This window comes from Acinetobacter sp. WCHAc010034, from assembly GCF_001696615.3.
In the GTDB taxonomy this organism is placed as follows: domain Bacteria; phylum Pseudomonadota; class Gammaproteobacteria; order Pseudomonadales; family Moraxellaceae; genus Acinetobacter.
Window position 1 is genome coordinate 1,248,286 of sequence record NZ_CP032279.1, and the last position, 21,575, is coordinate 1,269,860.

Genomic DNA, 21,575 nt, shown 5'->3' on the forward strand with positions numbered 1-21,575 from the left:
ATGTCATAAAATATTATGGCATTATCTTTTACTTCAAAATATAAATGAAATAATTCCAAAAAATATAAGAAATCTTCGTATAAACCTCATGAGCATCCCATAATTCAGCATTATTTCACCTTATTATTTAAATTTTATAGTACTAAAATATCCTTTATCCGTTAAATAACAGTTGATATGAGATTTGGACTCTGACGGAGCTTTTTAGCGTTGATGCACTGTTTATAACTGTCTTTAAATACATAAATAGGTGTCCACTTAAATTTTAGTAGACACTTTCACGGTATTAATGAGCTAGAAAAAGTGGGGGGCTGCGGTTTCTTAACTTATAGCACTAGTTTTCCCAAGTAATCATATTCTTACTGATTGTTATGCTGCAGAATAAACTTCGCGAAAAGTCTCACTCAATTGTAATGCTGCACTGCGCCTATCCCCCATGTCAATTTGCCAATCAATAATTTCCAACATTTTTTGACGTACTTGGAATTCTAATGGAGAATCTCTATCTGAAAAATGTTGAACAAGTTCCGAAATTCTTGCATATAAAGATTTATACTCCCAACCACTAAACCCATTTACAGAAATTATATGCAATATCTGATCAGAAAATACTTCACTCGGATAGTATTCTTTAGCCCTTTCACATAAAGTTAGAAAGTTGTGCATGATATCGGCTGACCAGCCAGCCTCACGAACAAATCGGTCTATTACTGGCATAATTGTACGTATTTCTGACCAATCTCCATTAATATAGCGACACGCAGAGTTGTCGTGCTCCACGTTTGTGAACATTAGTATTTTAGCAACTTCAGGAAGGTCTATGCCATGAAACTCACCTGCTCGATGAGAGCCTTGTTGAAGTTCAGTACATCGAAGAAAACGCTCAAGAAATAGCAATATAGTCGGAACAGCATCCTCAGATATTTTCTCAGCTTTATATAAACTTGCACTGACATAAGCATTTGTAACAGCTCTGAGAAAATCCCAGCAGATATCCCCTTTAAGAGTCAAGATAGGATCAAGAAATCGTAATTTAGTTTCTTCTAAGGATAAAACACTACAAATTTTTCCTATCAGAGCCCCTAGTGTATCAACCCATTCATATAAATCTCCCTCATAATTAAATCGATCTGACTTGCTTTGCCAAGAAGGTTGTACTTTTTCAATTGTCCACTTAACAAGATCAGACACAAAATCTAAAAAGAATATTTTTGACGAACTTTGAATAATTGTTTCAATCGGTAAAACCGAAATAATTTTCTCAGCAAAACTAGTATCCCATCCTACATCAGCTTTAACCCAATGATTCTTCTCATGATCATTAAAATTAAAATTTGGAAATCCATTTTTTCTGTACGCTGCTGCTATTCTTTCATCTCGCTCTTTTTTAGCTTGAATAACTTCATCTTCTAATCTTTTCCACGGAGCAGAAGGGACTGGAAGAGACATCCACTCTTCATCAGATTGAAAATATGTATTTATTGACTCATACAAAGCATTGTAAGCTACTTCTATCTTCTCAAATTCTCTGTATATTTTATATTTCAAATGGTCATGACATAAAGAAAAGGCGTAATAAATCGCAGCCCATACTTTTTTAGAATCTTTATCCCAAAATTTTAATAATTCCGTAAGCCCTGTTATAGCTATTTCATGAGAAGGATGAGCAATCAAGTTGAATAAATGACTTAATGTATTATCAGAACTAGTTTCATGCTCAAACTCAGCAGAAAGACCTTTTGCTACAAACTTTAGTGGATGAGTAGAGTAAACAGCATCTGGTGTTGATAATTCATAAGAATTTATAGGTGTTAGTCTCGCTCTTTCAATCACTCCTCTAGCCCAACTAATATCCTCTTCAAATATATTTGTACGAAATTTAAGTACGGCTGCAACAACAGCTGAAACTGCACATTGCCGCATTCGCTTTCTTGTACTTGAATCTGTGAAATCGTCACATGGATCTTGAAATAGATCTGCACTATCATATTTTTTAATGTATTCAATAGCTGACTGAATTGAATACTTATCACTTAACACCCCATTCTCAAATGATTTTTCGACCCAAGAACTTAACTCAATTTGAGAGATAAATTCATAAGACTCTTCAGAAGCCTTAACATTTTCAGGAAGGGACGCTGAGGGACTATTATGCGTTACAGTAAGCACCTTTGGATCATCAGTTTTTTGAAAGTTATAAGTTAGTGGATCTGCAAGTTCAGCATATTTTAAGGCTGACTTTTCAAGATTCTTAATGGTCTCGGAGCCATGAATTTGTTCATGATAATCGAAAGCTAAGTTGTCTTTAAAAGCTAAGATAGCTTGTTGAAAACTTTCCTTTAAATCATCACTGCTTTGAAATATATACCGAGGAAATAACCCTATTAGTAGTTCTTTAGTGCCGTTAAAGCTGAGATCATTTTTCATACGAAAAAGATCAGCCTCCAGAATCTTTTGGCTTCCTATTAACGGAAGCGCCGTTTGGGAAACTAATGCTTTATCTAAAACTATCGTTACTGCAATTCCTAATATCGCTATTGAAGTATTTCCTTTAACTATTCTTTCAATAAGTTGATCAGGTGCCTCTCCTAGCCTTATCTGATTTGAGCACCAACACTCTAGTGCCATATAAGCACAAGCTAGACCAGGTGGAGTCCAATAGTGTTTGTTCCAAATATATTCTTTTTGGTTACCCCAAAATATTTGTTTACCCCAGGGAAAGTCTAGTTCTAGTGGTATAGGCGATAGTTGTTCAGTGATTCTTTGCTGTTGTCTCCAAGCCGTTATAGCGTGATTCGATAGAAGAGTAATTAAACGAAGCGCTTCTGTAGCTGAATGCTGAAACAAGGAATGAAAGGGTTCCTTTGAAGGAGAAGGAGAAGGAGAAGGAGAAGGAGAATCGAAAACTCTTGAGCCTGCTTTAATGCAAAGATTTTTTGAAAGATCTGAAGATCTACGCTTTCTCAATTCATAGGTAGAGCTGTCCAATAGGCTTTGTTCGCCTGTTGTTCTTTGAGTCTTAGATTTGTACAGAATAGATTCATAATTCTGTTCAGATATAGAATCATCTTTTAAGATCATCTTTAACTGATCAATAGGCAGATCTTCTAAGAGATATTTAAGAGTAAAATCTACTAATAAAGTTGAATGCGTTAGTGCAAGAAGGGGGGAATAATCAATTACATGCTTAAAAATAGACTTTTCAATTTGCATTGAGTTGATATTTTCAACCAAGTACCTGTTAGTAAATTCAGGGTAAACTTCTGCTGCTGTAAGTATCAAACTAACTAAAGACTCTCGGAAATCTTTTATATTATCAATATCAACCCATCCTTCACTCAAGCCTGAAATATCATTTCCTGTTAAAGAAAGCCATTCATAAACAAGAGTTAAAATCTTTGGGGTTGTCCGATTTGGTAAGTACCTGTGCAAATTTTGCCACACATTAAATAAGGTCACGATATTCGGGAATAGCGCCTTTGGGATATTTTGCGTATTGCCAAGAATAAAATTAATTAGACGATTCCAAAGAGAAATATCCGAAGGCCACGCTAAATTATCGGCAATTCTTATGTCTGATTTTGATTTTAGTATTATAGGGTTTGAAATAGTCTTTTCTGCTTGGAACCAAACCAATACTTTTCCAAGTAACGTAAAATTATTATGAGAGACTACTTTCATATAATCTTGAGTGCTGTCTAGAAAATTAGCATGCCCGATTGGACCTAATAGCCAAGCTCTTAGCCATTGGGAGCGCATAGTAGAGAATTTTGTATTTTTAAGAGTTTCTGACCAAGTATTATTAAAATATTCGAATTGAGCTAATAGCTCTACTACACGAGCAATTGCTGGCGGTTGACCAAACTCTTCTATTTTAGTTAACCAATTTTCTTCTTGTTCAATTAAGACATACAGCAGAGACCACTCAAAAAAAATGTCATGTGAAAAATTGACAGATGTTCTGCTTGAACTGATTTGTATTAATCCATCACTGTGAAAACTCTCAATAAGACTATGAGCCTGATTTAGCTCTCTAATCTTGATAGGTCGAGTTAAATTTTTTACTTTCTTTTCAGCTAGTTCTAAGAGCGCAGAGTGACGACTGACAAGCTCTTGCCCTAATGCATTGTATCCTCCCCTATCCCACCAATGCTGAATCAACTCTAGCTCTGATTGAGGTTTGAATGAGCTAGCATAAGTAAATGTGCTCATTACTCTTGCAAAGAATGGCCTTCTAATTACATCTTTTACTGTTGGTGAACCAAAGAGTAAGGCTCTAAGATTCGGAAATTGGACCGCTAGCTCTTGAGACTCCTCTTCATTGAATAAACTTACTTGAACTGTGTCTACTGAAATTTTATCTAAAATATGACCTAACCAGTTACGTAAGGGTTCAATTCCAGTATCGCGCAGTGTCACTACAATTTTCCAATCTTCTAATGCAGGAGAGTTGAGAATTGTGTTAACTACTTCTTCAATTATTGGGCGATTTTGTTTTTCTATACGGTCTATTCCATCAATAAACAATGTAGGAGTTCCAGTTACTTTAATTTCTAAAAGAAGCTCTTCAAGATTGTGAGTCGCAACTCCATTTTGAGCGGAATAATTAATCCAACTATTACCTATTAATTGATCCGATTTTAAAAAAAATATATTTCCATTTGCTAGAGATTTCTCTGCCATTTGCTTCAACAATACGGACTTTCCAGAACCAGGTAATCCGGTAATTTGAAGAAAGCGAGTATTAAGTAACGTAGTTTCTAATTTAACTTCTAATGACTTTCTTGATATTGTAAAACCATTAATATCATGTGGAATAAGATTTATATAGGATCGGCCTAAATTGTTGAGTACATCAAGCTGCTGTTCAAAAGAAGGGGCTATTCTGAGTTTCACCACTTTGGATACATCCTGAACCAGTCTCTTTCGATCAAATTGCCCGGCCTTACCTGCAGAAGCTCTTGCAAGTTTATTTAGATGAGACCACACGAGAGAGTATTTATCTCTATCGGCTGTGGCCAAACTGTAGCCTATGAATTGCTCTGCAATATGTGAATCGACATCACCATCATGTAAAAAATCAAATTTAATAACAATAAAATGTGAAAGGAAAGAATGTAATTCTTCCTGAGAAATAGGCCCGCCACAAATATCTTTAAGCAATGCCTCGATATCATTTTTTATCGTTTCTTGTTCATCACTTGCGTTTCCAGAAGAAGTAAATCGTTCAAAAAAATGTTTAGCATCATTACTTTCCTTAGCCAAATTGCATAATGTGGTCAGATCCCTGAATTTATTTGTAGCAATCGTGCCAACTGCAGCACCATATTTATCTACACCTTTCTTAAATTGAGAATTTTTTAAAGTAGATATGCTATCGCGAATAATATCTCTAAAATCACCGTTAGTAGCTGCACTACTGATGGTTAATGCTCGTTTAACTTGTAAACTCAATGTTCCAATTTGACCACTAGCACCTTTCCAACCTACGATGACATCATCTAATGGTTTTTCGAAATCTCGTTGTTGAACAGCCACATTAGTTACTATTCCATCACACCCTGGAGCACCTCTCTCTGCTAGTAAAGCAGCTAAATAAAATGCAGCAACATGACCTTCAAACGTGAAACCCTCTCCTCCAGCAAGCTCAGGTGACTGAGACATCCTTTTCTCCTTTTATATTCAGCTTAAGATGTATTTTCATTTCAGAAGTTACGAGAAGAAAAGTAAAATATCTCCTTTGAAAATGACATTGCTCATATAGTTTTACTATAAAATTCAAATTAATCAATATATTTCAATATCTTATTTTAAGTAAAAAATATAAATTCTATCTATACTAGAGCTCTTGCGAAAGTATCATTTTTGACTATTTTAGGCTTTAATATTTCTTTAAAATCAAAAGTTATTTCCGATGAAATTTTAACCAAAACAAGAAATCTACTTTATTAGTATTAACAAAATCTCATTGAAAACTCAAAACTGAAAGGCATATCATACCTAATAGTGAATAGCTACTGACTTTATAAATATTCTTTAATGAAATAAAATAGTTAATTAATGAGGTATTTATGAAGGATAAATATCCATGAAGAATTCAAACTTTAAATCCTGTAATAATCCAACTTAGAACTGACAATATCTTGGCTGTTTGACAAACAACCAAGTTTCAATTGAATTTTAGGTTAAAAATCATTAGATGATGAAATTTTAAATTTTTAATATTATAGCAAGCTTATCTGATAAATCTGGCATATCTGAAATCACAACATCATCTACTTCAACCCAAGCATGAGATAAAAAATCATACTTTTGAATTCCAATTTTAAGATTAAAGTCATATTTTTTAAGAGTGAGGAAGTATGCAAGTATCAAGGAATTCTCTAGGCATTTTAAATCAAAAGGGAGTTTAGACGACACTTTATGAATAAAACTGGCAGCTGAATTGACATAGCCAAAATCCTTATTGACACATTTAGAGTTTTTCTTTAGAAACTTTAGTAGATTAATTTTTTGTTTGAAAAAATAATTTTTTCCTGTGAAAAAAATACAGTAAATAATTATTATAAAAATTTTATCATGAAAGCTAATATCTTTATCGTCATTTTTTACGAAATGACTAACATCAGCCCATGAATAGTTATCAATGCCTTCAATATCATTATACCGTACAATCTCAGATGATTTTATATTTTTTTCAAAGAGAAAAAGATAGTCATCTAATTTACTATCAAATGAACTAGAGTCATTAATATATTGATTCATAGCAAAAGATTGTTCTTTATCTAAAAAATGAAAACAATTAGATTCCAAATCTAATATTACTATCTCGCTATCTAAACTAATTGCATAATAATCATTTTTTATCACATTTTTCATACTATTGCTCGCTTAATTCCTTATATATCATTTCAAAAATAATAGAATTCATTAAATGTGTATCAAAGCCACCAACTCCTAATGAAGCAAGCTTTAATTTTTTGCCCAGCAAGTCTATATCTATAATTTTATTTTTATATAAATAGCCATTCTCTAGGATATTAGAAAAAAACTCATAATTTTTTTTGAGTTCCCGTTGATATGCCCCTGTCATGTGACCTTTATTTATTCTAAAAAAATAGTCAGATTTGTACATTTTTTGAAAAGACTTTCTAAAATGTAAACGTGTAAAGTCTTCATTAAATGTTTCAGATATTTCAAAACTTTCAGAACAAGAAATCATTTCAGGAGTAACATATGGGAAAAAAAATTTAATATGTTTGGGCAATCTTATGGAGGCAACAGAGCATGCAAATAAAGCTTCAAAAATATTCTGTTTTCGATAGATGTCCATTTGTACCTTTTTAGAAGGCCGCAGAGTATGGAGCATAATTTTCTTGATTATTTTAAAATAGTTTATCGAATATAACTTTGAATATTCTTTGATTTTTGCCAGAAACTTATAGTCGAGTAACTCATACGGAATGGACTGGAAAAATAAGTGGTCTCCACCATGCCCATCAAGAATGACAAATTGATTCCCTTTAAAGTATTGATTTAATTCTGAAACATAGTGTTCAACAAAACCTAAACTTGTTAAGTAGGTAAAGGGGAAAGGCGAGAAAATAGACGTTTCTTTTTTAAAGTCATTCAATAAAAAACCAGTATCTAAGTCAAATGTTAATAGCTTGACTGACAGTTCATTGCAAATTTTTTGTGAGTACTTTAAATCATTGTTTGATGACCCTTTATTATGCCATGTAAAAGCAATTATATTTTTATCTGGAAATTTATTTTTTACAGAATACAGTATGGCAGTTGAATCTAAGCCACCAGAAAAACTTACAGCAATATTATCTTGGTCACTAATTTTATCCAGAACTGATAATAAGCATGTTGCAGGATCATTATTACTACATGACCTCTCAATCAAATCAATCTCAATTGATGTGCCATTTTTTATCAACTTATACCCATGGTATAGTGGGTAAATATTGTTTATAAATATATCATGCGCAAATATATCCCCCCCAAGACTCCTTGAAAGAACACTTCTATCTATATTATTTTTATCAAAAGATTTAAGATCATAGAAGTTTTCCGATAAATATAGAAACTCCTCATCAAACTCTAAATAAAAACAAATATTTGAGTTATATTGATTGTAAATAATGAGAGTTTCACTATTTTTTTCAATCTTTAGGAAGCCATTAAAAAGAACAACTGTACTGGCTAAATCTTTAATATTTACTTTGTTAATCATGGCTTTAAATGTTATTTAAAAGGTTTTTATTATTAAATTAAAAAAGGTAAAGAAATATTAATTATCTTAATATTTCTTTACCTGTTTAAGTGTTAGTTAAATTTATAAACACCCAAACGAACTTCAATAATAGGACCTACGCCTCTACCATTAATATTCGATGTTGCTTGAAGTGTTGTGGTTTTAGCATTTTTAGAAAATTTCTTAATTAAAGTTTTCATCAGTATTTCCTTTGATTGTTTTGGAGTTTTTTACTGTACATTCTTTAATCTGTTACAATGTATCTGTAATGTTACTTTTTGTATTTATAATCTTGTTAGATAAAATTTATAATAAAAACCAATGGTTAATAAAAATAAAATATGTATAAATATCTTTTAGAGATTAATAGTTTACCAATATTTTAATGACTTATTTTTTTGGGGAAATAGGTTGAAATATATAAAAAGACTCAATGAGTATACAAAAAAAGATTGATTTAGCTCTAGAAGATCAGCATTATTTATTACAGTAAGCATACTTCTATTTGGTTTATTTTTTAAAAAAACTTAATACTAGACTATTGTTATGGAAATAAACTTATTAATTAGAACTATTACATGTTTTAAAACTAACATGTTTACCAGTGATTAAAATTGAGCTTGAACTATGAAAAGTAAAGTGGAACTTTTTTTGTTTTATTTAAATTTAATTAAGGACAGATATGCCAAAATATATCTCCACGCTGCAATTCTTCTTTTTATTACCATCTTAGTTTCAGCACTTACAACATTTTTGCCATATTTAATGAAGTTGATTGTTGATTCCTCAAATAATATTCTGATTACTGATGTTATTGACAAAAATAATCTAATATTGTTACTAGCAATTAGTTTTTCAACTGCGTGGGTAGCACTTAAAGTCCTAACATGGACTACCAATATTTTTTCAGCTTACTTTATGGTTAATATTGAAGCGAATATAATCTTTTCGTCTTTTGCTAATTTTATAAGATCAAAAATTGACTTTGTAAATAAGACGGACACTGGTGTTCTGAACTCGGATGTGCAGCGCGGATCGCTCGCATTTGGGCAGATCATATATACGATTTTCTTAGTTCTTCTTCCTGTTATCATCCAATTCTTACTTATAATTTCAGTAATTTCATTCAAGATTAGCCTTAGTTTTACTTTATTTTTCTCTGTTGCAACGATCTTTATTTTTGTGCTTACACTCATGCTTATAAGGAAGAGTGGGAGCTACTTTAATGAGATTTATGATGCAGACAATAGCCAATCAAAGTTCTTTTTAGAAAAAGTGAACTCTGTCTACAATATTAAATCCCAAGGTTCTGGTGATTTTGAGACAAATAAATTTAGATCAATTTGTCAAAACTATATCGAGAGAGTTTTTCATGGTAATTTGAAAATTGGTATGTTGATGATATATCAAGTGTTTGCTGTTGGTGTGTTCTTAACAGGGTCTATGATTTACTCTGTATACATGTTCAATAGCAATCAATTCACTGCAGGTGATTTTGTTTTAATTAGTTCCTATATCATTGAACTTAGCGCACCATTAGTCCTTGTTTCACAGAACTTGATGCAAACGAATGGCCATTTTGTTTCTATCGAAAAATTAGAAAAATATTTCAAGAGTCCAAAAGACGCTGTTGTCGAAAGCAGCTATCAGCTAGAAGAAACTTACTACCGCTTCCAAGATGTAAATTACAGCGTCAATGATGTAGAAATTTTAAGAAATTTTAACTTTGAAATCACTAAGGGGACATTCTTAGTTATTAAGGGAGAGACAGGTTCTGGAAAATCAACATTCATTAATTTATTGTTAGGTATTAATAAAATCGATAGTGGGAAATTATTTTTTGGTGATCTGGACATATCTAACTCATTTTCTTCAAAAATCCATGATGTAGTATCATTTGTTCCTCAGAAAAGTTTTATTTTTTCAGGAAGTGTTATGGAAAACATATTATATAACAATAATTTACACTACTCTGAAGAAGAACTAATTGCGATACTTAAAGAGTTCAATCTTTATAAAATTTTGGTAAATAATAATATATCTTTGAACTCCCCTATAGATGAACTCTTCAAGTTTTTCTCTGGTGGAGAAGTACAGAGATTTAATCTTGTAAGAGCAATTCTAGCCAAACCAGAAGTCCTTATTCTAGATGAACCTACTTCGGCTTTAGATTCTATAATGGCCAAAAAAGTCTTTGATATTATTAGAAAGAATGTTTCTACACTTATTGTTGTTTCTCATTCGGACTCACTTATTAAGTTAGCTGATGCACAGCTACATTTCCCACTTGTGCAATCACAAAATTTAGTAAAAAGCGGAAGCTGATGTGTTAGTGTAAAAGTAGTAGTAGTCGTTTTACTATCTACAAAATTGTAAAACGACTACATGTTAAAAATAATTCATTCACATGACTAAGTTATGGCTATAAGAAAAAAGTTAAGTTTGTTTTTGATAGTATTTTTCGTATTGCTGTGCGCTGCAGTAATTATCTTTTATTACAGTAAAATCAAGGATACTACTGAGGCTACTCCTAGTATTTCTACTGTGCAAAGAAGCGATATAACAGAAAATGTAAAGGCTGTAGGAGAAATCTATGCAACTGAACTTGTATCTGTCGGAGCGCAAGTATCAGGTCAAATTCTAAAATTGCATATTAAACTAGGTCAATCTGTGAAGAAGGGCGATTTAATTGTAGAGATTGACTCTAAAACACAAGTCGACAAATTAAATACGGCAAAAGCAGAACTTGAATCAGCTAAAGCGGATTTAGCAGCCAAAAGAATGTCGCTGGCCACATCAGAAAAGAGCTTCATAAGAAAAAAGAAACTTTTTGAGGTTGAAGCTGAGTCTAAAGAGTTGCTTGAACAGGCAGAAAATAAATTAAAACAAGATGAAATGGGTGTTGAAAGTGCCAAACTACGCCTAAAGCAGCTTCAAATTAATGTTAATACAGCACAAACTGAATTGGGGTATACTCAAATTAGATCCCCACTTACAGGCACAATTGTTTCACTCCCTGTCGAAGCAGGGCAAACAATTAATTTTGCTCAAACAACTCCATTGATTGCCGTGATTGCAAATTTGGAGCAGATGGAGGTTAGAATGCAAATTGCTGAAGGTGACTATACAAAGCTTAAACCCAACATGCTTGTTATCTTCAGCACACTTGCAGACCCTGCCATAAAATTGAATGGGCAAGTTATAAGCATTGATCCCGCATTAACGACATTAACGAAAGGGACTTATGATAACAAGGCTGAAAATACCGATTCAGCGGTTTACTACTATGCACGTATGATTGTCGAAAATCCGCGCAAAATGTTAAGCATTGGCATGACTACACAAAATGAAATCATAATTAATCAGAAAAAAAACGTACTTGCTATCCCAAAAACAGCAATCTTTGAAAATGGCGATCAAACAACGGTTTCAGTTTATAGTGCTGATAAAAAAATCACTCCAAGGAAAATTAAAACAGGTATATCTGATTTTACGCAGATCGAAGTAGTGCAAGGACTTAAAGACGGTGAAAAAGTATTAACTGAATTTCAGGATGGTGTGAATTCTGAAAGCACAGGAGCTGATCCTTGAGTACAAATTCTAAGGCAAGTTCTGTTTTGATTGAGGTCAAAAATCTGAATAAATTTATGGGGCAAAAAAAGAATCAGCAACATATTCTAAAAGACATTTCCTTCTCGATTGAACAGGGCGAGTTTATTTCTATCATTGGACAGTCTGGCTCTGGTAAATCTACACTTATGCACTTGTTAGGCTGTTTAGATACAGCTACTTCTGGTGAATTTTCTTTCCGCGGGAAACGCATTGATCTTCTAAGTCCTGACGAGTTAGCTGATTTGAGGTTAAAAAGCTTTGGGTTTGTTTTTCAAAAGTACAATTTATTAAACTCAGTCAGTGCGCTTGAAAACGTTGCGTTACCAGCGATCTATTCAAGTCTAAATGCAAGTGCACGCCGGATGCGGGCCATGAAGTTACTTTCTGATTTAGGCCTTGAGGATAAATACGATAGTAAGCCCAATGAGTTGTCGGGTGGTCAGCAACAACGAGTTAGTATAGCTCGCGCGTTAATGAACGGTGGTGAAGTAATTCTGGCGGATGAGCCAACAGGAGCACTGGACTCCAAAAGTGGTGAAATAGTTCTGCAGATATTAGAAAAACTACACCAAGCTGGCCATACAATCATACTTGTTACTCATGATAGTAATATTGCTAAACGGGCGAACCGGGTGATTGAAATTAAGGATGGAGAAATATTATCTGACCGAAAAAATAAGGATACGGTTTCAGTATTAGGTGGAGAAGAATTTGCTGTAGAGACTAAATTTAGTTTGGTTTCTCAAATTTTTGAAGCCTCAAAAATGTCCATTCACTCTATATGGTCTAATAGATTACGATCATTTTTAACAATGCTAGGTATTATTATTGGAATTTGCTCAGTCACAATCATCATTGCAATAGGGCGTGGCGCAAATCAAAAATTTCTAAGTGACTGGAAGGGGCTGAAGGAAGTCACGTTAATGATTTATCCAGGACGAAGTGAGTTAGAAGCATCGTCAAGCCGTTTAAATATTGATGATGTAACAGCGCTTAAAGTCCTTCCTGAAGTGATGCATATATCTCCAAATATAAACGTCTCAGGTAAATTAATATATCTGAATAAAAATTTAAAAGTTACCGCACAAGGATCTGATGATTTTGGCCTCAAAATTTCCAACCTTTCCTTAGTGCAAGGGCGTTTCATTAGTAAAGATGATGTCAAAGAGAATGCCAAAGTGATTGTTATTGATGAACAGACTGCTAAAAAGCTTTTCGTACAGAATAAGGCCGCATTGAATAAAACAGTTCTGTTTAATAAACAATTATATGAAGTGGTGGGAATTGCCAAAAATAATTATGGCAGCAGCTCTCCATCAATGTGGGTGCCAGATACGGCGTTGCAAGCACAAATGTCTAGATCAAGTCCTTTAAATGGGATGACTGTGGTTGTTAAACAAAATTTTGAACCTGAAAAAGTACAAGAAAAGGTAAGAAAAACTTTAATTGCACGCCATCAAATTGAAGATTTCCAGATTTTTAGTAGTGATGAAGCAGCAAAATCCTTAAAGAAATATATAGATACCATCACATATTTTATTTCAGCCGTTGCTTTTATTTCACTACTGGTTGGTGGTATTGGTGTGATGAATATTATGCTTGTTTCAGTCACGGAACGAATTAAAGAAATTGGATTAAGAATGGCAATCGGTGCTAAAAAACGTGATATTAGTATGCAATTCTTGATAGAAGCATCAGTCTTATGCTTAGTGGGTGGCTTGATTGGGGGAAGTATCGCATTTATTTCAAGCCTTCTTTTTAATGCATTCAGTCTTCAATATAAAATGATATTCTCATGGTCGGTGGCATTGTTTGCTTTATTATTTTCATCAATTATTGGATTAGTCTTTGGATACATACCTGCGAATCGTGCTTCAAATCTTAAGCCTATTGAAGCCTTAACGGATGATTAGTTGTGGAAATGAAATGCTATATTAGGCTTGAACTTCCATCCTATCATGCCACTCTAATCTATTACTGCAAATGACACTCACCACGTTCAATACACATCATATAGCTCCGATCAATACCACATTGCAATAAGAATATCTCTTGAATGATATTCTTTTCTAATTTTTTACTGCGAATTCATTGACCGATTGCTAGAGATAACCCTGTCATTTGAGACTGTATTAGTTCAGATTTGATCGGACATAGCTCTTGAAAAAGAGAAAGTTACCCGTTTTGATAAAGGTGTAAACAAAGGTAACTTTTTAATGAATTACGCAAGAAGGGTGTATTTTTTTCAGGTAGTAGTGTTCGCTCTATTTGGCTCCTCCAGATAACTTTCAAAAGCGTTTAAAAGCACTCGAAGCTAAAGTGGCACAGGATGGCATTTAAATGATCATCAGATTGCAACACTTGAACGCATACATGAAGCTGATACAGCATGTGGTGAAATAGAAACAGCTTATCCTGGCTATTTGGGTGAGCAAGATACCTTTTTATGTCAGCAATCTTAAGGGTGTTGGACGGATCTGCCAGCAAACATTTATCGATATTTATAGTAAAGTCGTTTATTGCAAGCTCTATACCGTGGCTGATTTGCTCAATGATCGTGTATTAGCTTTCTATCAATCTCAGGATTTACCAATGCTTCGTATTTTTACAGACAGAAGTATTGCGGGAAGGTAAAACAATATGACTATGAGTTGTATCTAGCCCTCAATGACATTGATCACACCAAGACAAAAGCCGCTTCACCACAAACAAATGGAATATGTGAGCGCTTTCATAAAATGATATTACAGGAATTCTATCAAATTACGTTTAGGAAGAAGCTTTATAGTTCACTGGAAGAATTACAAGTTGACCTAGACGGTTGGCTGAAATTCTATAATACTGAACGGACTCATCAAGGAAAAATGTGCTATGGCCGTACACCATTTGAAACTTTACTTGATGGAAAACGAATTTGAGCTGAGAAGAATTTAGCTCAAATTTAACCTGACAGGCACAATAAAAAATAGGTAACTGTCAGCTCAGGCTTGAGCTAGTACATCTCGTAGTAACAGTATAGTTATCTATATTATTCTATTAAAATAGATATATAGGTAATTAAAATACTATTATTTTTTTATTATAATAGAAAAACATAAGGGGATGGTAAACTGAAAATTATAATCAGCTCATTAATGAGGATCTTATGGATAAACGCTTTAAATCTATTACAACTATTGAGGTACATCTTAATCGATATAAAGTATTAGAGACCATCAATCAAAACCCTGATTGGCCAATTCATATCGTAGCAAAATTCCTGAGAACTGAATGCCATCTAACACTTAAAGATATGTCAAAGCTAACAAAAATCTCCCCACAAGCTATACAAAAACTTGAACAACCCAATGGAAATCCAACTTTGAATACAATTATCAAGCTTTTTACAACATTTGGTTTAAAAATAACTATTATCACAGAAGATCAATTACCTAAGAGGTAAAGGCAAAGTTCACAGATTACACTCTTCAAAATAATAAAAATAATTTTTGGAATAAATGGATCATAAAATTCACTCAATTTAAATGAATATTCAATATTTAGAAGATACAGAATTATGTACTTTATGACCATTTTTAATAAGTAATGTACAAAATATTGTACCCTACGAATATGTTCTTAAGTACTTATTTTATCTAGGTGTTTAGTCCCAGGTTTTAATGGTGCAATATTCTCACATAAATGGAAGGAAGCACTATGGAATAAGCTCTACACAGCAGCGCCACAACGACACAGGCAGTGTGTCGAGCAATACAAAATAGTCAAGAGAGCTTAAGAGTACTAGCCAAGCGCTACAGTATCAATCAAAAGACTGTCCCAAAGTGGAAGAAACTCACTTCAGTAGATGATCTGACAACCGGGTCGTTTGTAGACTATAAAACCAATGTAATTTTTATTCGTCATCTTCTGCAAAGAGTGCTTCAATTTCATCCCATCGTGGGAATACATGCTTTTTTTTACCGACTTCGAATTGTAAGCCAACACCATCAATTACACGTTCAAATATGTCAAATGAACCTGTAAAGCGTCCATTTTCCATCTCAGAGATTGTTGTTTTATTAACTTTAATCTTTTCTGAAAGGGTCTTCTGTGTATAGCCTAAAGCTTTTCTTGCCAAACGTATCTCTTTACCTATTTCACCTCTTGTAGCCATATCAATCTGTAGCTCCTAAGTTTTGTTAGCCATATAGCAAACTTTTAGCTTATTATGGCTAATGTTAGCCATATAGCAAACTTTTAGCTTATTATGGCTAATGTTAGCCATATAGCAAACTTTTAATATTAAAACACCATTCGTTTGACCCAAAGATACCCTCAGAGGTCAAGAGGATTATTGAGAATTGGCGCAATAATTCTCCTGATAAGGCCGCTGATGCTTGAGTACGCAATAACACAGATGAATCAGCTTCCTCATCGCAGCGCCAACCGCCATCATCTTGGTTTTGCCATTCGCCAGCAGCCTGTCATTCATCCCCTTTATGTGGGGATTATGCCGGGTTGCGACAATCGCCACCATATATAAGCCGGCGCGTATTTTCGAAGAGCCGGCTTTGGATAGGCGGCTCCTGCCGTGAATGGAGCTGCCCGACTGCCTTTGAATGGGAACCAGGCCGGCAAAGGCGGCCGCCTGGCTCGCCCTTTCAAAAGCATGGCTGCGCAAGAAGCTGAGCATTAATAAACTGGTCCGGTCCGCAATGGCCGGAATGCTGCTGAGCAGCGCCTTGTCATTTTTTTAATCAGGATTCTGATCAATGTGGTCATCAATCTGCCGGTCGAGATCCTGAATGTGCCTGCTTAACTGCTTAATATTCTTATAAACCAATTGATTTAATTAACAAATAAATTTCACACTATCTATATTCTAACTATATCGTTATGCTCAAAAAACAATAAATTCAATAAATATTTGATAGATGAAAATAAAGGCAAAAAGGCAAAAAGGCAAAAAGGCAAAAAGGCAAAAAGGCAAAAAGGCAAAAAGGCAAAAAGGCAAAAAAACTATTATCTAATAAGTCTAAAAATCTAACATTACAAAAAGTAATCTTTCTTGAACAGAGAGTTATCCAACCATAAGATGAAATCAAGCTATCATTAATTTTCATAAAGAAAATTCTTGGAGTTTTCGAGATGGCTATGCATGGTGTTAGGCGTATTACCAATCGAGGGCGAGACCGAGTAATTGGAAAATTTGCTAGCTTAAAGATGCAGCATATTATCCAATGGGAGTCTCAAATAGAAAGAGACTGTTGCTACTGGCTTGAGTTTGATAGAGATGTAATTGCCTACCGTTCACAACCACTAATTATTTCCTATATCTTTGAAGATAGAAAGCTGCGTCATACTCCAGACTTTGAGGTCATGCGTCACAGCTTACAAACAGGTCAATATCAATATTTAGAAGTTAAGCCATATAAGAAAACAATGGAGGATGAATTCAAACGCAAACATATTGCTCGTGCTGCACACTTTCATCTCCATGGACATATATACGATTTAATAACTGATGAACATCTTCGTAAAGGCAGCTACTTAGATAATATTCGACTTCTATACCGATACGCTCGCTTAATACTTAATCCTGAAATACTTGTAAAAATCAAACGAGCCTTACCAAATCATTCTAAACACACTCTAAAAGTACTACAAAATCATTGTGTTGACTTTGGAGCAGAAATGGAACTTGCGTATCTCTTACTCTACAACGGTAGCGCTCGATTCGATATGGAGAAGCCTCTTCATATTAATACCGAAATAGAGATGACTTGGTATGCTGGAGAGATGATCTATGAGTAGCTATCAATTTTCTTATGGACACTATGTCGCTTATCAAGGTTCAGCATGGGAAATAGAAAGCCTTGATCCCAAAACTAAAATATTAAAACTTTCAAGAACAACGGATGCTCTGAAGATTTCAATACCCTACTCAGAAGCATTAGGTCACCTAGTTAACAATCAACTTCAATTTATTGATCCTGAAATTGCTACCAAACCTTTAATTACGGCAGAACAACGTGCCTTAGCAGATTTTTCAACAAAATCATCAGAACAAAAAAAGGAGGCTGTAAGAAGGTCAACATATCTAAATATTCTAAAGGAACAAAAAGTTCCATCGTTCACAAAAAAATATCTTGATCCACTTATTGCAAATATTGCTCTTCAAATTGGAGACCCCACACCCCCTTCAGCAATTACAGTATATCGTTGGCATAAAAATTATAAGAATGCTAGTGAAGACATACGCTCACTAATTAAAAATGAGCGAAAAAAGGGAAACCGAAGTAAGCGTCTTGATCCAGAAGTCGAACGCATAATTGATTCCGCTATTAAGGATGTTTACCTGAAGGGGCATAAACCATCAATAACAACAGTCTACGAAGAGCTTAAAAGAAATATTTGGAAAGAAAATAAATTCAGGATACCTAGTGAGGCCTTAACAGCACCGAGTTTAACTACTCTAATCAATAAAATTAAAGCACTTGACCCTGTATTAGTTACTCTACATCGAGAAGGAAAACATGCTGCCGAAATGGAATTTAGAGTCTACCAGATGGGTGTCACAACAACTAGACCATTAGAACGGGTTGAAATAGATCACACCCAATTAGATTTATTCGTCATTGATGATCAAACTGGTTTTCCTTTGGGCAAACCGTATATTACTGCCGCAATAGATCACTATACCGGCTCTGTCACAGGATTTTACATTAGTTTTACTCCAGCAAGTGCATTTAGTGTCATGGAGTGTCTAAAAGTAGCTATATTGCCTAGGGCGTGTCCTCATTTGGCTTTGCACCAAATAAACATGCAAGCAATGTAAATCATAGACTGATAATTTCGTGCAAGCTTATCAAATCGGGTTGCAATCGCTCGAAAATGTTTTAACCTCGCAAACGCATTCTCAACTAAATGCCTTAATCGATATAGATATTTATCAAATTCTTTATTTAATCTTTTACTATTTGATCTCATTGGAATAATTGGGATCATATTTTTATTTTTAATAAATATTCTGATGGTCTCAGCATCATATCCCTTATCTGCAATTAAATAATCTGCTTCTTCTACAACCTCTATCAATTGCTCTGCAACTTGGCTATCGTGGACTTGACCCCCAGTGATTTTAAAATCAATCGGTAATCCATTCGCGTCGGTTGCAAGATGTATTTTTGTTGTTCGCCCACCACGTGATTGTCCAATTGCTCTTTCGAAACCATTCCGAGCTCCACTTGCATGCTGATGCACGCGTATGTAGCTTCCGTCAATGAATACCCATTCTTGATCCAAGACGCCTCGTAATCTAAAAAAAATTTATTCCACAATCCCTTACTTGCCCAACGATTAAAACGATTATAAGCAGTTTGCCAAGGACAAAATTCTTGAGGAATATCACGCCATGTCGCGCCTGTACGCAGTTTCCATAAGATAGCTTCCATGATATTTCTACTATTCTTTGAACAGTAGCAACCGTGCAATCGCATTGTATCCTGGATTTGCTGCCAAATATTATCTGTTAAAAGAGTACGTGCCATTGAATAATATTGAAATACAAGTAATTTGGAATATTATTTTAAGTCTTTAAAATCCATTCTTCAAATGAGAACACGCCCTAAAGCTGAAATAAACAAAATCTTTCCTTCTGTTAAAAATATATGGGATGTTTTTGGTGTATTCGAAACTTTAATCGTAGACAACGGTAAAGAATTCTATAGCATTGCGCTCGAAGAAGCATGTATTCAACTAGGGATTAACATTCAATATGCACCTCCGCTCCACCCTTGGTTTAAAGCTTCCATTGAGCGATATTTCTCAATTATAAATCAAAAATTACTCAATGGTATGGAAGGTAAAAGCCTAAAAGATCTCGGGAAATTTGCCGATTACAATCCTATTAAGAATGCAGTAATAGATTTCTCATCATTCGTAGAAATTATGTATATATGGGTGATAGATATTTTTCATCAAACTTTCAAAGAACGCATTGGTGATACACCAGCAGAAAAATGGCGTAAAAGTGTACTGATATATCCACCATTACTCCCCAAGAGTGCATTAGAAGTGAATATTACTCTAGGACTTCATGACAAACGCAAAATTGTGAGGACTGGAATCGCCTATGAAGGTCTAATCTACAACTCTTCAGAACTAGCTTTACTGAGGCAAAAAATTCTAGACAATCCAAATGTGACTATAAAAATAGATCCTTCCAATATTTCTCATATATTTGTTCTTGATCCAATCAAAGAGGAATATTTCAGCGTTCCAGCAATAAACCAGAAATATGCAACGGGTAAAACTTTATTTCAACATCAAGTAATCAGAAGGAATGCCCGTGAATATGCAAAATCTTCTGTAAATATGAGTAATTTAATGGAAGCTGCTGATAGGATTGAAGGAGTTGTTGAAAAAAGTAAACGTACTTCAAGAAATAGGAAAACTCAATTATCTCAAAAAGTTGCACGCTACGAAGATATTTCTCAGAACTCAGTACTATCCTCTAAGTCAAATGAACAACAAAACTCTATTTATGAAGAAATGAATCATTCTCCAGAAAATCAGGCTACCGAGGTTGAGAAAAAAATCGACCCTGTTTCTAGCGATAAAATACCACTCACGTCATTTTATGATGAAGCGGATGACTGGTCTTCTGATTACAGCTTGGGAGGTATTAATAATGAGTGATTTAGCAGAATTTCTTGCAGCTAATACAGATAAAATCAGAAAAATTGAATCTATCTTTATAAAATATCCTAGACTCACAAGCATTCTTGATTGTATTGAGCAATGTCGTGAAATGTCTAAATTTTCAGAAGAGCCTCAGTGTGTGTTTATCACTGGAGGATCAGGTGTAGGAAAAACAAGCCTAATTCGGCAATATTCTAGTCGTTGGCCGCCAATCGAAATGCCTGATGGCGACATCCATCCTGTCTTTAAAACATCTATACCTGCCAGCGCCACAATTAAAAGCGTAGCAACCGCAATGCTAAGTGACCTTGGTGATTTAGCAGCTACCCATGGAAACACTGTAACTCAAAGCAACCGCTTATATGCTTTAGTCCATCAATGTAATGTAGAAGTCATCATTATAGATGAATTCCAGCATCTAATTGATAATAAAACACAAAGAGTTATTGGTTTAGTAGCAGATTGGATCAAGATGTTTATCGAAATTACTAAAATTCCAGTTGTACTAATTGGCATGCCAGAATCGGAAGCCATTTTGCATCAAAGCCCTCAACTACGCCGCCGATTTCTGATCAAGAAACGCCTAACTCCCTTTTTGTGGGATAGTGAAGCCAACCGAAATGAATTTAGAAAATTTTTAGCTGAAGTAGATAAATCACTTCCATTTGATACGTATAGTAATTTAGCTTCAGAGGAAATTGCTTACCGTCTTTTTGTAGCAAGTCAGGGAACGGCAGCAAATATCATGTCATTGATAAAGCACGCTGCCTATGATGCCATTAGGCATAATGATTCATGTTTGACTTTAGCTCATTTAGCCACAGCTTTTGATTCAATTCAATACGACACCACCCTCCCCAATAATCCATTTCTAGTAGAGACTTCTGTAATTTCTTCTTGGAAAGCAACAAGTAGGATTACACACTCAGAAATTGGCACTAATAATCGCGTCAAAGCCAAGCCAAAAGAATTGACAATCAGAGATACCATAACCCGCCGTTAATCGATTGATGAGCGT

15 protein-coding genes and 2 pseudogenes are annotated in these 21,575 nt (G+C 34.3%); 10 read left to right on the top strand and 7 right to left on the bottom strand.

Features of this window, described 5'->3' with window-relative positions:
- Positions 1 to 369: 369 nt before the first annotated feature.
- The 4 genes from BEN74_RS07555 to BEN74_RS19810 form a co-directional block, all read right to left on the bottom strand.
- Positions 370 to 5,664 (bottom strand): AAA family ATPase, encoded by a 5,295-nt coding sequence (locus BEN74_RS07555; RefSeq protein ID WP_068910624.1) that lies wholly within the window; start codon positions 5,662 to 5,664, stop codon positions 370 to 372.
- Between the two features lie 546 nt (positions 5,665 to 6,210).
- Positions 6,211 to 6,879, bottom strand: coding sequence for a lasso peptide biosynthesis B2 protein (locus BEN74_RS07560; RefSeq protein WP_068910625.1), 669 nt, complete (start codon positions 6,877 to 6,879; stop codon positions 6,211 to 6,213).
- 1 nt (position 6,880) lies between these two features.
- Complete coding sequence (locus BEN74_RS07565) at positions 6,881 to 8,242, bottom strand: asparagine synthase-related protein (RefSeq protein WP_068910626.1); 1,362 nt, start codon at positions 8,240 to 8,242, stop codon at positions 6,881 to 6,883.
- Between the two features lie 92 nt (positions 8,243 to 8,334).
- The gene (locus BEN74_RS19810; RefSeq protein ID WP_265936591.1) at positions 8,335 to 8,463 is read right to left on the bottom strand and encodes a hypothetical protein; all 129 of its coding nucleotides are present in this window, start codon (positions 8,461 to 8,463) and stop codon (positions 8,335 to 8,337) included.
- Between the two features lie 427 nt (positions 8,464 to 8,890).
- Here BEN74_RS19810 and BEN74_RS07570 point away from each other — a divergent pair, with 427 nt between their 5' ends.
- From BEN74_RS07570 to BEN74_RS19690, 6 genes and pseudogenes are all read left to right on the top strand, one after another.
- Positions 8,891 to 10,588 carry an ATP-binding cassette domain-containing protein gene (locus BEN74_RS07570; protein ID WP_068910627.1) on the top strand — a complete coding sequence of 566 codons (1,698 nt, stop codon included), beginning with the start codon at positions 8,891 to 8,893 and terminating at the stop codon, positions 10,586 to 10,588.
- A 93-nt stretch (positions 10,589 to 10,681) separates the two neighbouring features.
- On the top strand, positions 10,682 to 11,854 hold the full coding sequence (locus tag BEN74_RS07575; protein WP_068910628.1) for an efflux RND transporter periplasmic adaptor subunit: 1,173 nt from the start codon (positions 10,682 to 10,684) through the stop codon (positions 11,852 to 11,854).
- Positions 11,851 to 13,788 carry an ABC transporter permease gene (locus tag BEN74_RS07580; protein ID WP_086374378.1) on the top strand — a complete coding sequence of 646 codons (1,938 nt, stop codon included), beginning with the start codon at positions 11,851 to 11,853 and terminating at the stop codon, positions 13,786 to 13,788. Before BEN74_RS07575 ends, BEN74_RS07580 begins: the two co-directional genes overlap by 4 nt.
- A gap of 302 nt (positions 13,789 to 14,090) precedes the next feature.
- Positions 14,091 to 14,793, top strand: a pseudogene (locus BEN74_RS07585) (integrase core domain-containing protein); the annotation flags it as partial.
- A 227-nt stretch (positions 14,794 to 15,020) separates the two neighbouring features.
- Positions 15,021 to 15,317, top strand: coding sequence for a helix-turn-helix domain-containing protein (locus BEN74_RS07590; RefSeq protein WP_068910629.1), 297 nt, complete (start codon positions 15,021 to 15,023; stop codon positions 15,315 to 15,317).
- A gap of 296 nt (positions 15,318 to 15,613) precedes the next feature.
- Positions 15,614 to 15,736, top strand: a pseudogene (locus BEN74_RS19690) (IS481 family transposase); the annotation flags it as partial.
- 31 nt (positions 15,737 to 15,767) lie between these two features.
- Here the strand turns inward: BEN74_RS19690 and BEN74_RS07595 are convergent.
- Together BEN74_RS07595 and BEN74_RS07600 are read right to left on the bottom strand one after the other, a co-directional pair.
- Complete coding sequence (locus BEN74_RS07595; protein ID WP_068910630.1) at positions 15,768 to 16,028, bottom strand: helix-turn-helix transcriptional regulator; 261 nt, start codon at positions 16,026 to 16,028, stop codon at positions 15,768 to 15,770.
- Positions 16,029 to 16,205: 177 nt separating this feature from the next.
- Positions 16,206 to 16,547 carry a transposase gene (locus BEN74_RS07600; protein ID WP_265936592.1) on the bottom strand — a complete coding sequence of 114 codons (342 nt, stop codon included), beginning with the start codon at positions 16,545 to 16,547 and terminating at the stop codon, positions 16,206 to 16,208.
- Positions 16,548 to 17,002: 455 nt separating this feature from the next.
- Between BEN74_RS07600 and BEN74_RS07605 the strand changes: the two genes are divergently transcribed.
- Both BEN74_RS07605 and BEN74_RS07610 read left to right on the top strand, forming a co-directional pair.
- On the top strand, positions 17,003 to 17,668 hold the full coding sequence (locus tag BEN74_RS07605; RefSeq protein WP_068910631.1) for a TnsA endonuclease N-terminal domain-containing protein: 666 nt from the start codon (positions 17,003 to 17,005) through the stop codon (positions 17,666 to 17,668).
- Entirely contained in the window at positions 17,661 to 18,692 is a 1,032-nt protein-coding gene (locus BEN74_RS07610) for a DNA-binding domain-containing protein (protein ID WP_228200407.1), read from the top strand. The genes BEN74_RS07605 and BEN74_RS07610 overlap by 8 nt, the downstream gene beginning before the upstream one ends.
- On the opposite strand, the gene BEN74_RS07615 is transcribed toward BEN74_RS07610, so the two are convergent.
- Positions 18,653 to 19,404 (bottom strand): IS5 family transposase gene (locus tag BEN74_RS07615; RefSeq protein ID WP_416240761.1). Its coding sequence is split into 2 segments (ribosomal slippage): positions 18,653 to 19,170 and positions 19,170 to 19,404, totalling 753 coding nucleotides; the frame shifts between segments, so codons are not numbered across the junction. The genes BEN74_RS07610 and BEN74_RS07615 overlap by 40 nt on opposite strands.
- 64 nt (positions 19,405 to 19,468) lie before the next feature.
- Between BEN74_RS07615 and BEN74_RS07620 the strand changes: the two genes are divergently transcribed.
- Positions 19,469 to 20,554 (top strand): Mu transposase C-terminal domain-containing protein, encoded by a 1,086-nt coding sequence (locus BEN74_RS07620; protein WP_228200408.1) that lies wholly within the window; start codon positions 19,469 to 19,471, stop codon positions 20,552 to 20,554.
- The gene (locus BEN74_RS07625) at positions 20,547 to 21,560 is read left to right on the top strand and encodes a TniB family NTP-binding protein (RefSeq protein ID WP_068910408.1); all 1,014 of its coding nucleotides are present in this window, start codon (positions 20,547 to 20,549) and stop codon (positions 21,558 to 21,560) included. Before BEN74_RS07620 ends, BEN74_RS07625 begins: the two co-directional genes overlap by 8 nt.
- Positions 21,561 to 21,575: the final 15 nt, after the last annotated feature.

Coding starts and splice junctions, on each gene's coding strand:
- BEN74_RS07555 (WP_068910624.1), bottom strand. CDS start 5,664: ATGTCTCAGTCACCTGAGCTTGCTGGAGGAGAGGGTTTCACGTTTGAA.
- BEN74_RS07560 (WP_068910625.1), bottom strand. CDS start 6,879: ATGAAAAATGTGATAAAAAATGATTATTATGCAATTAGTTTAGATAGC.
- BEN74_RS07565 (WP_068910626.1), bottom strand. CDS start 8,242: ATGATTAACAAAGTAAATATTAAAGATTTAGCCAGTACAGTTGTTCTT.
- BEN74_RS19810 (WP_265936591.1), bottom strand. CDS start 8,463: ATGAAAACTTTAATTAAGAAATTTTCTAAAAATGCTAAAACCACAACA.
- BEN74_RS07570 (WP_068910627.1), top strand. CDS start 8,891: ATGAAAAGTAAAGTGGAACTTTTTTTGTTTTATTTAAATTTAATTAAG.
- BEN74_RS07575 (WP_068910628.1), top strand. CDS start 10,682: ATGGCTATAAGAAAAAAGTTAAGTTTGTTTTTGATAGTATTTTTCGTA.
- BEN74_RS07590 (WP_068910629.1), top strand. CDS start 15,021: ATGGATAAACGCTTTAAATCTATTACAACTATTGAGGTACATCTTAAT.
- BEN74_RS07595 (WP_068910630.1), bottom strand. CDS start 16,028: ATGGCTACAAGAGGTGAAATAGGTAAAGAGATACGTTTGGCAAGAAAA.
- BEN74_RS07600 (WP_265936592.1), bottom strand. CDS start 16,547: ATGCTCAGCTTCTTGCGCAGCCATGCTTTTGAAAGGGCGAGCCAGGCG.
- BEN74_RS07605 (WP_068910631.1), top strand. CDS start 17,003: ATGGCTATGCATGGTGTTAGGCGTATTACCAATCGAGGGCGAGACCGA.
- BEN74_RS07610 (WP_228200407.1), top strand. CDS start 17,661: ATGAGTAGCTATCAATTTTCTTATGGACACTATGTCGCTTATCAAGGT.
- BEN74_RS07620 (WP_228200408.1), top strand. CDS start 19,469: ATGAGAACACGCCCTAAAGCTGAAATAAACAAAATCTTTCCTTCTGTT.
- BEN74_RS07625 (WP_068910408.1), top strand. CDS start 20,547: ATGAGTGATTTAGCAGAATTTCTTGCAGCTAATACAGATAAAATCAGA.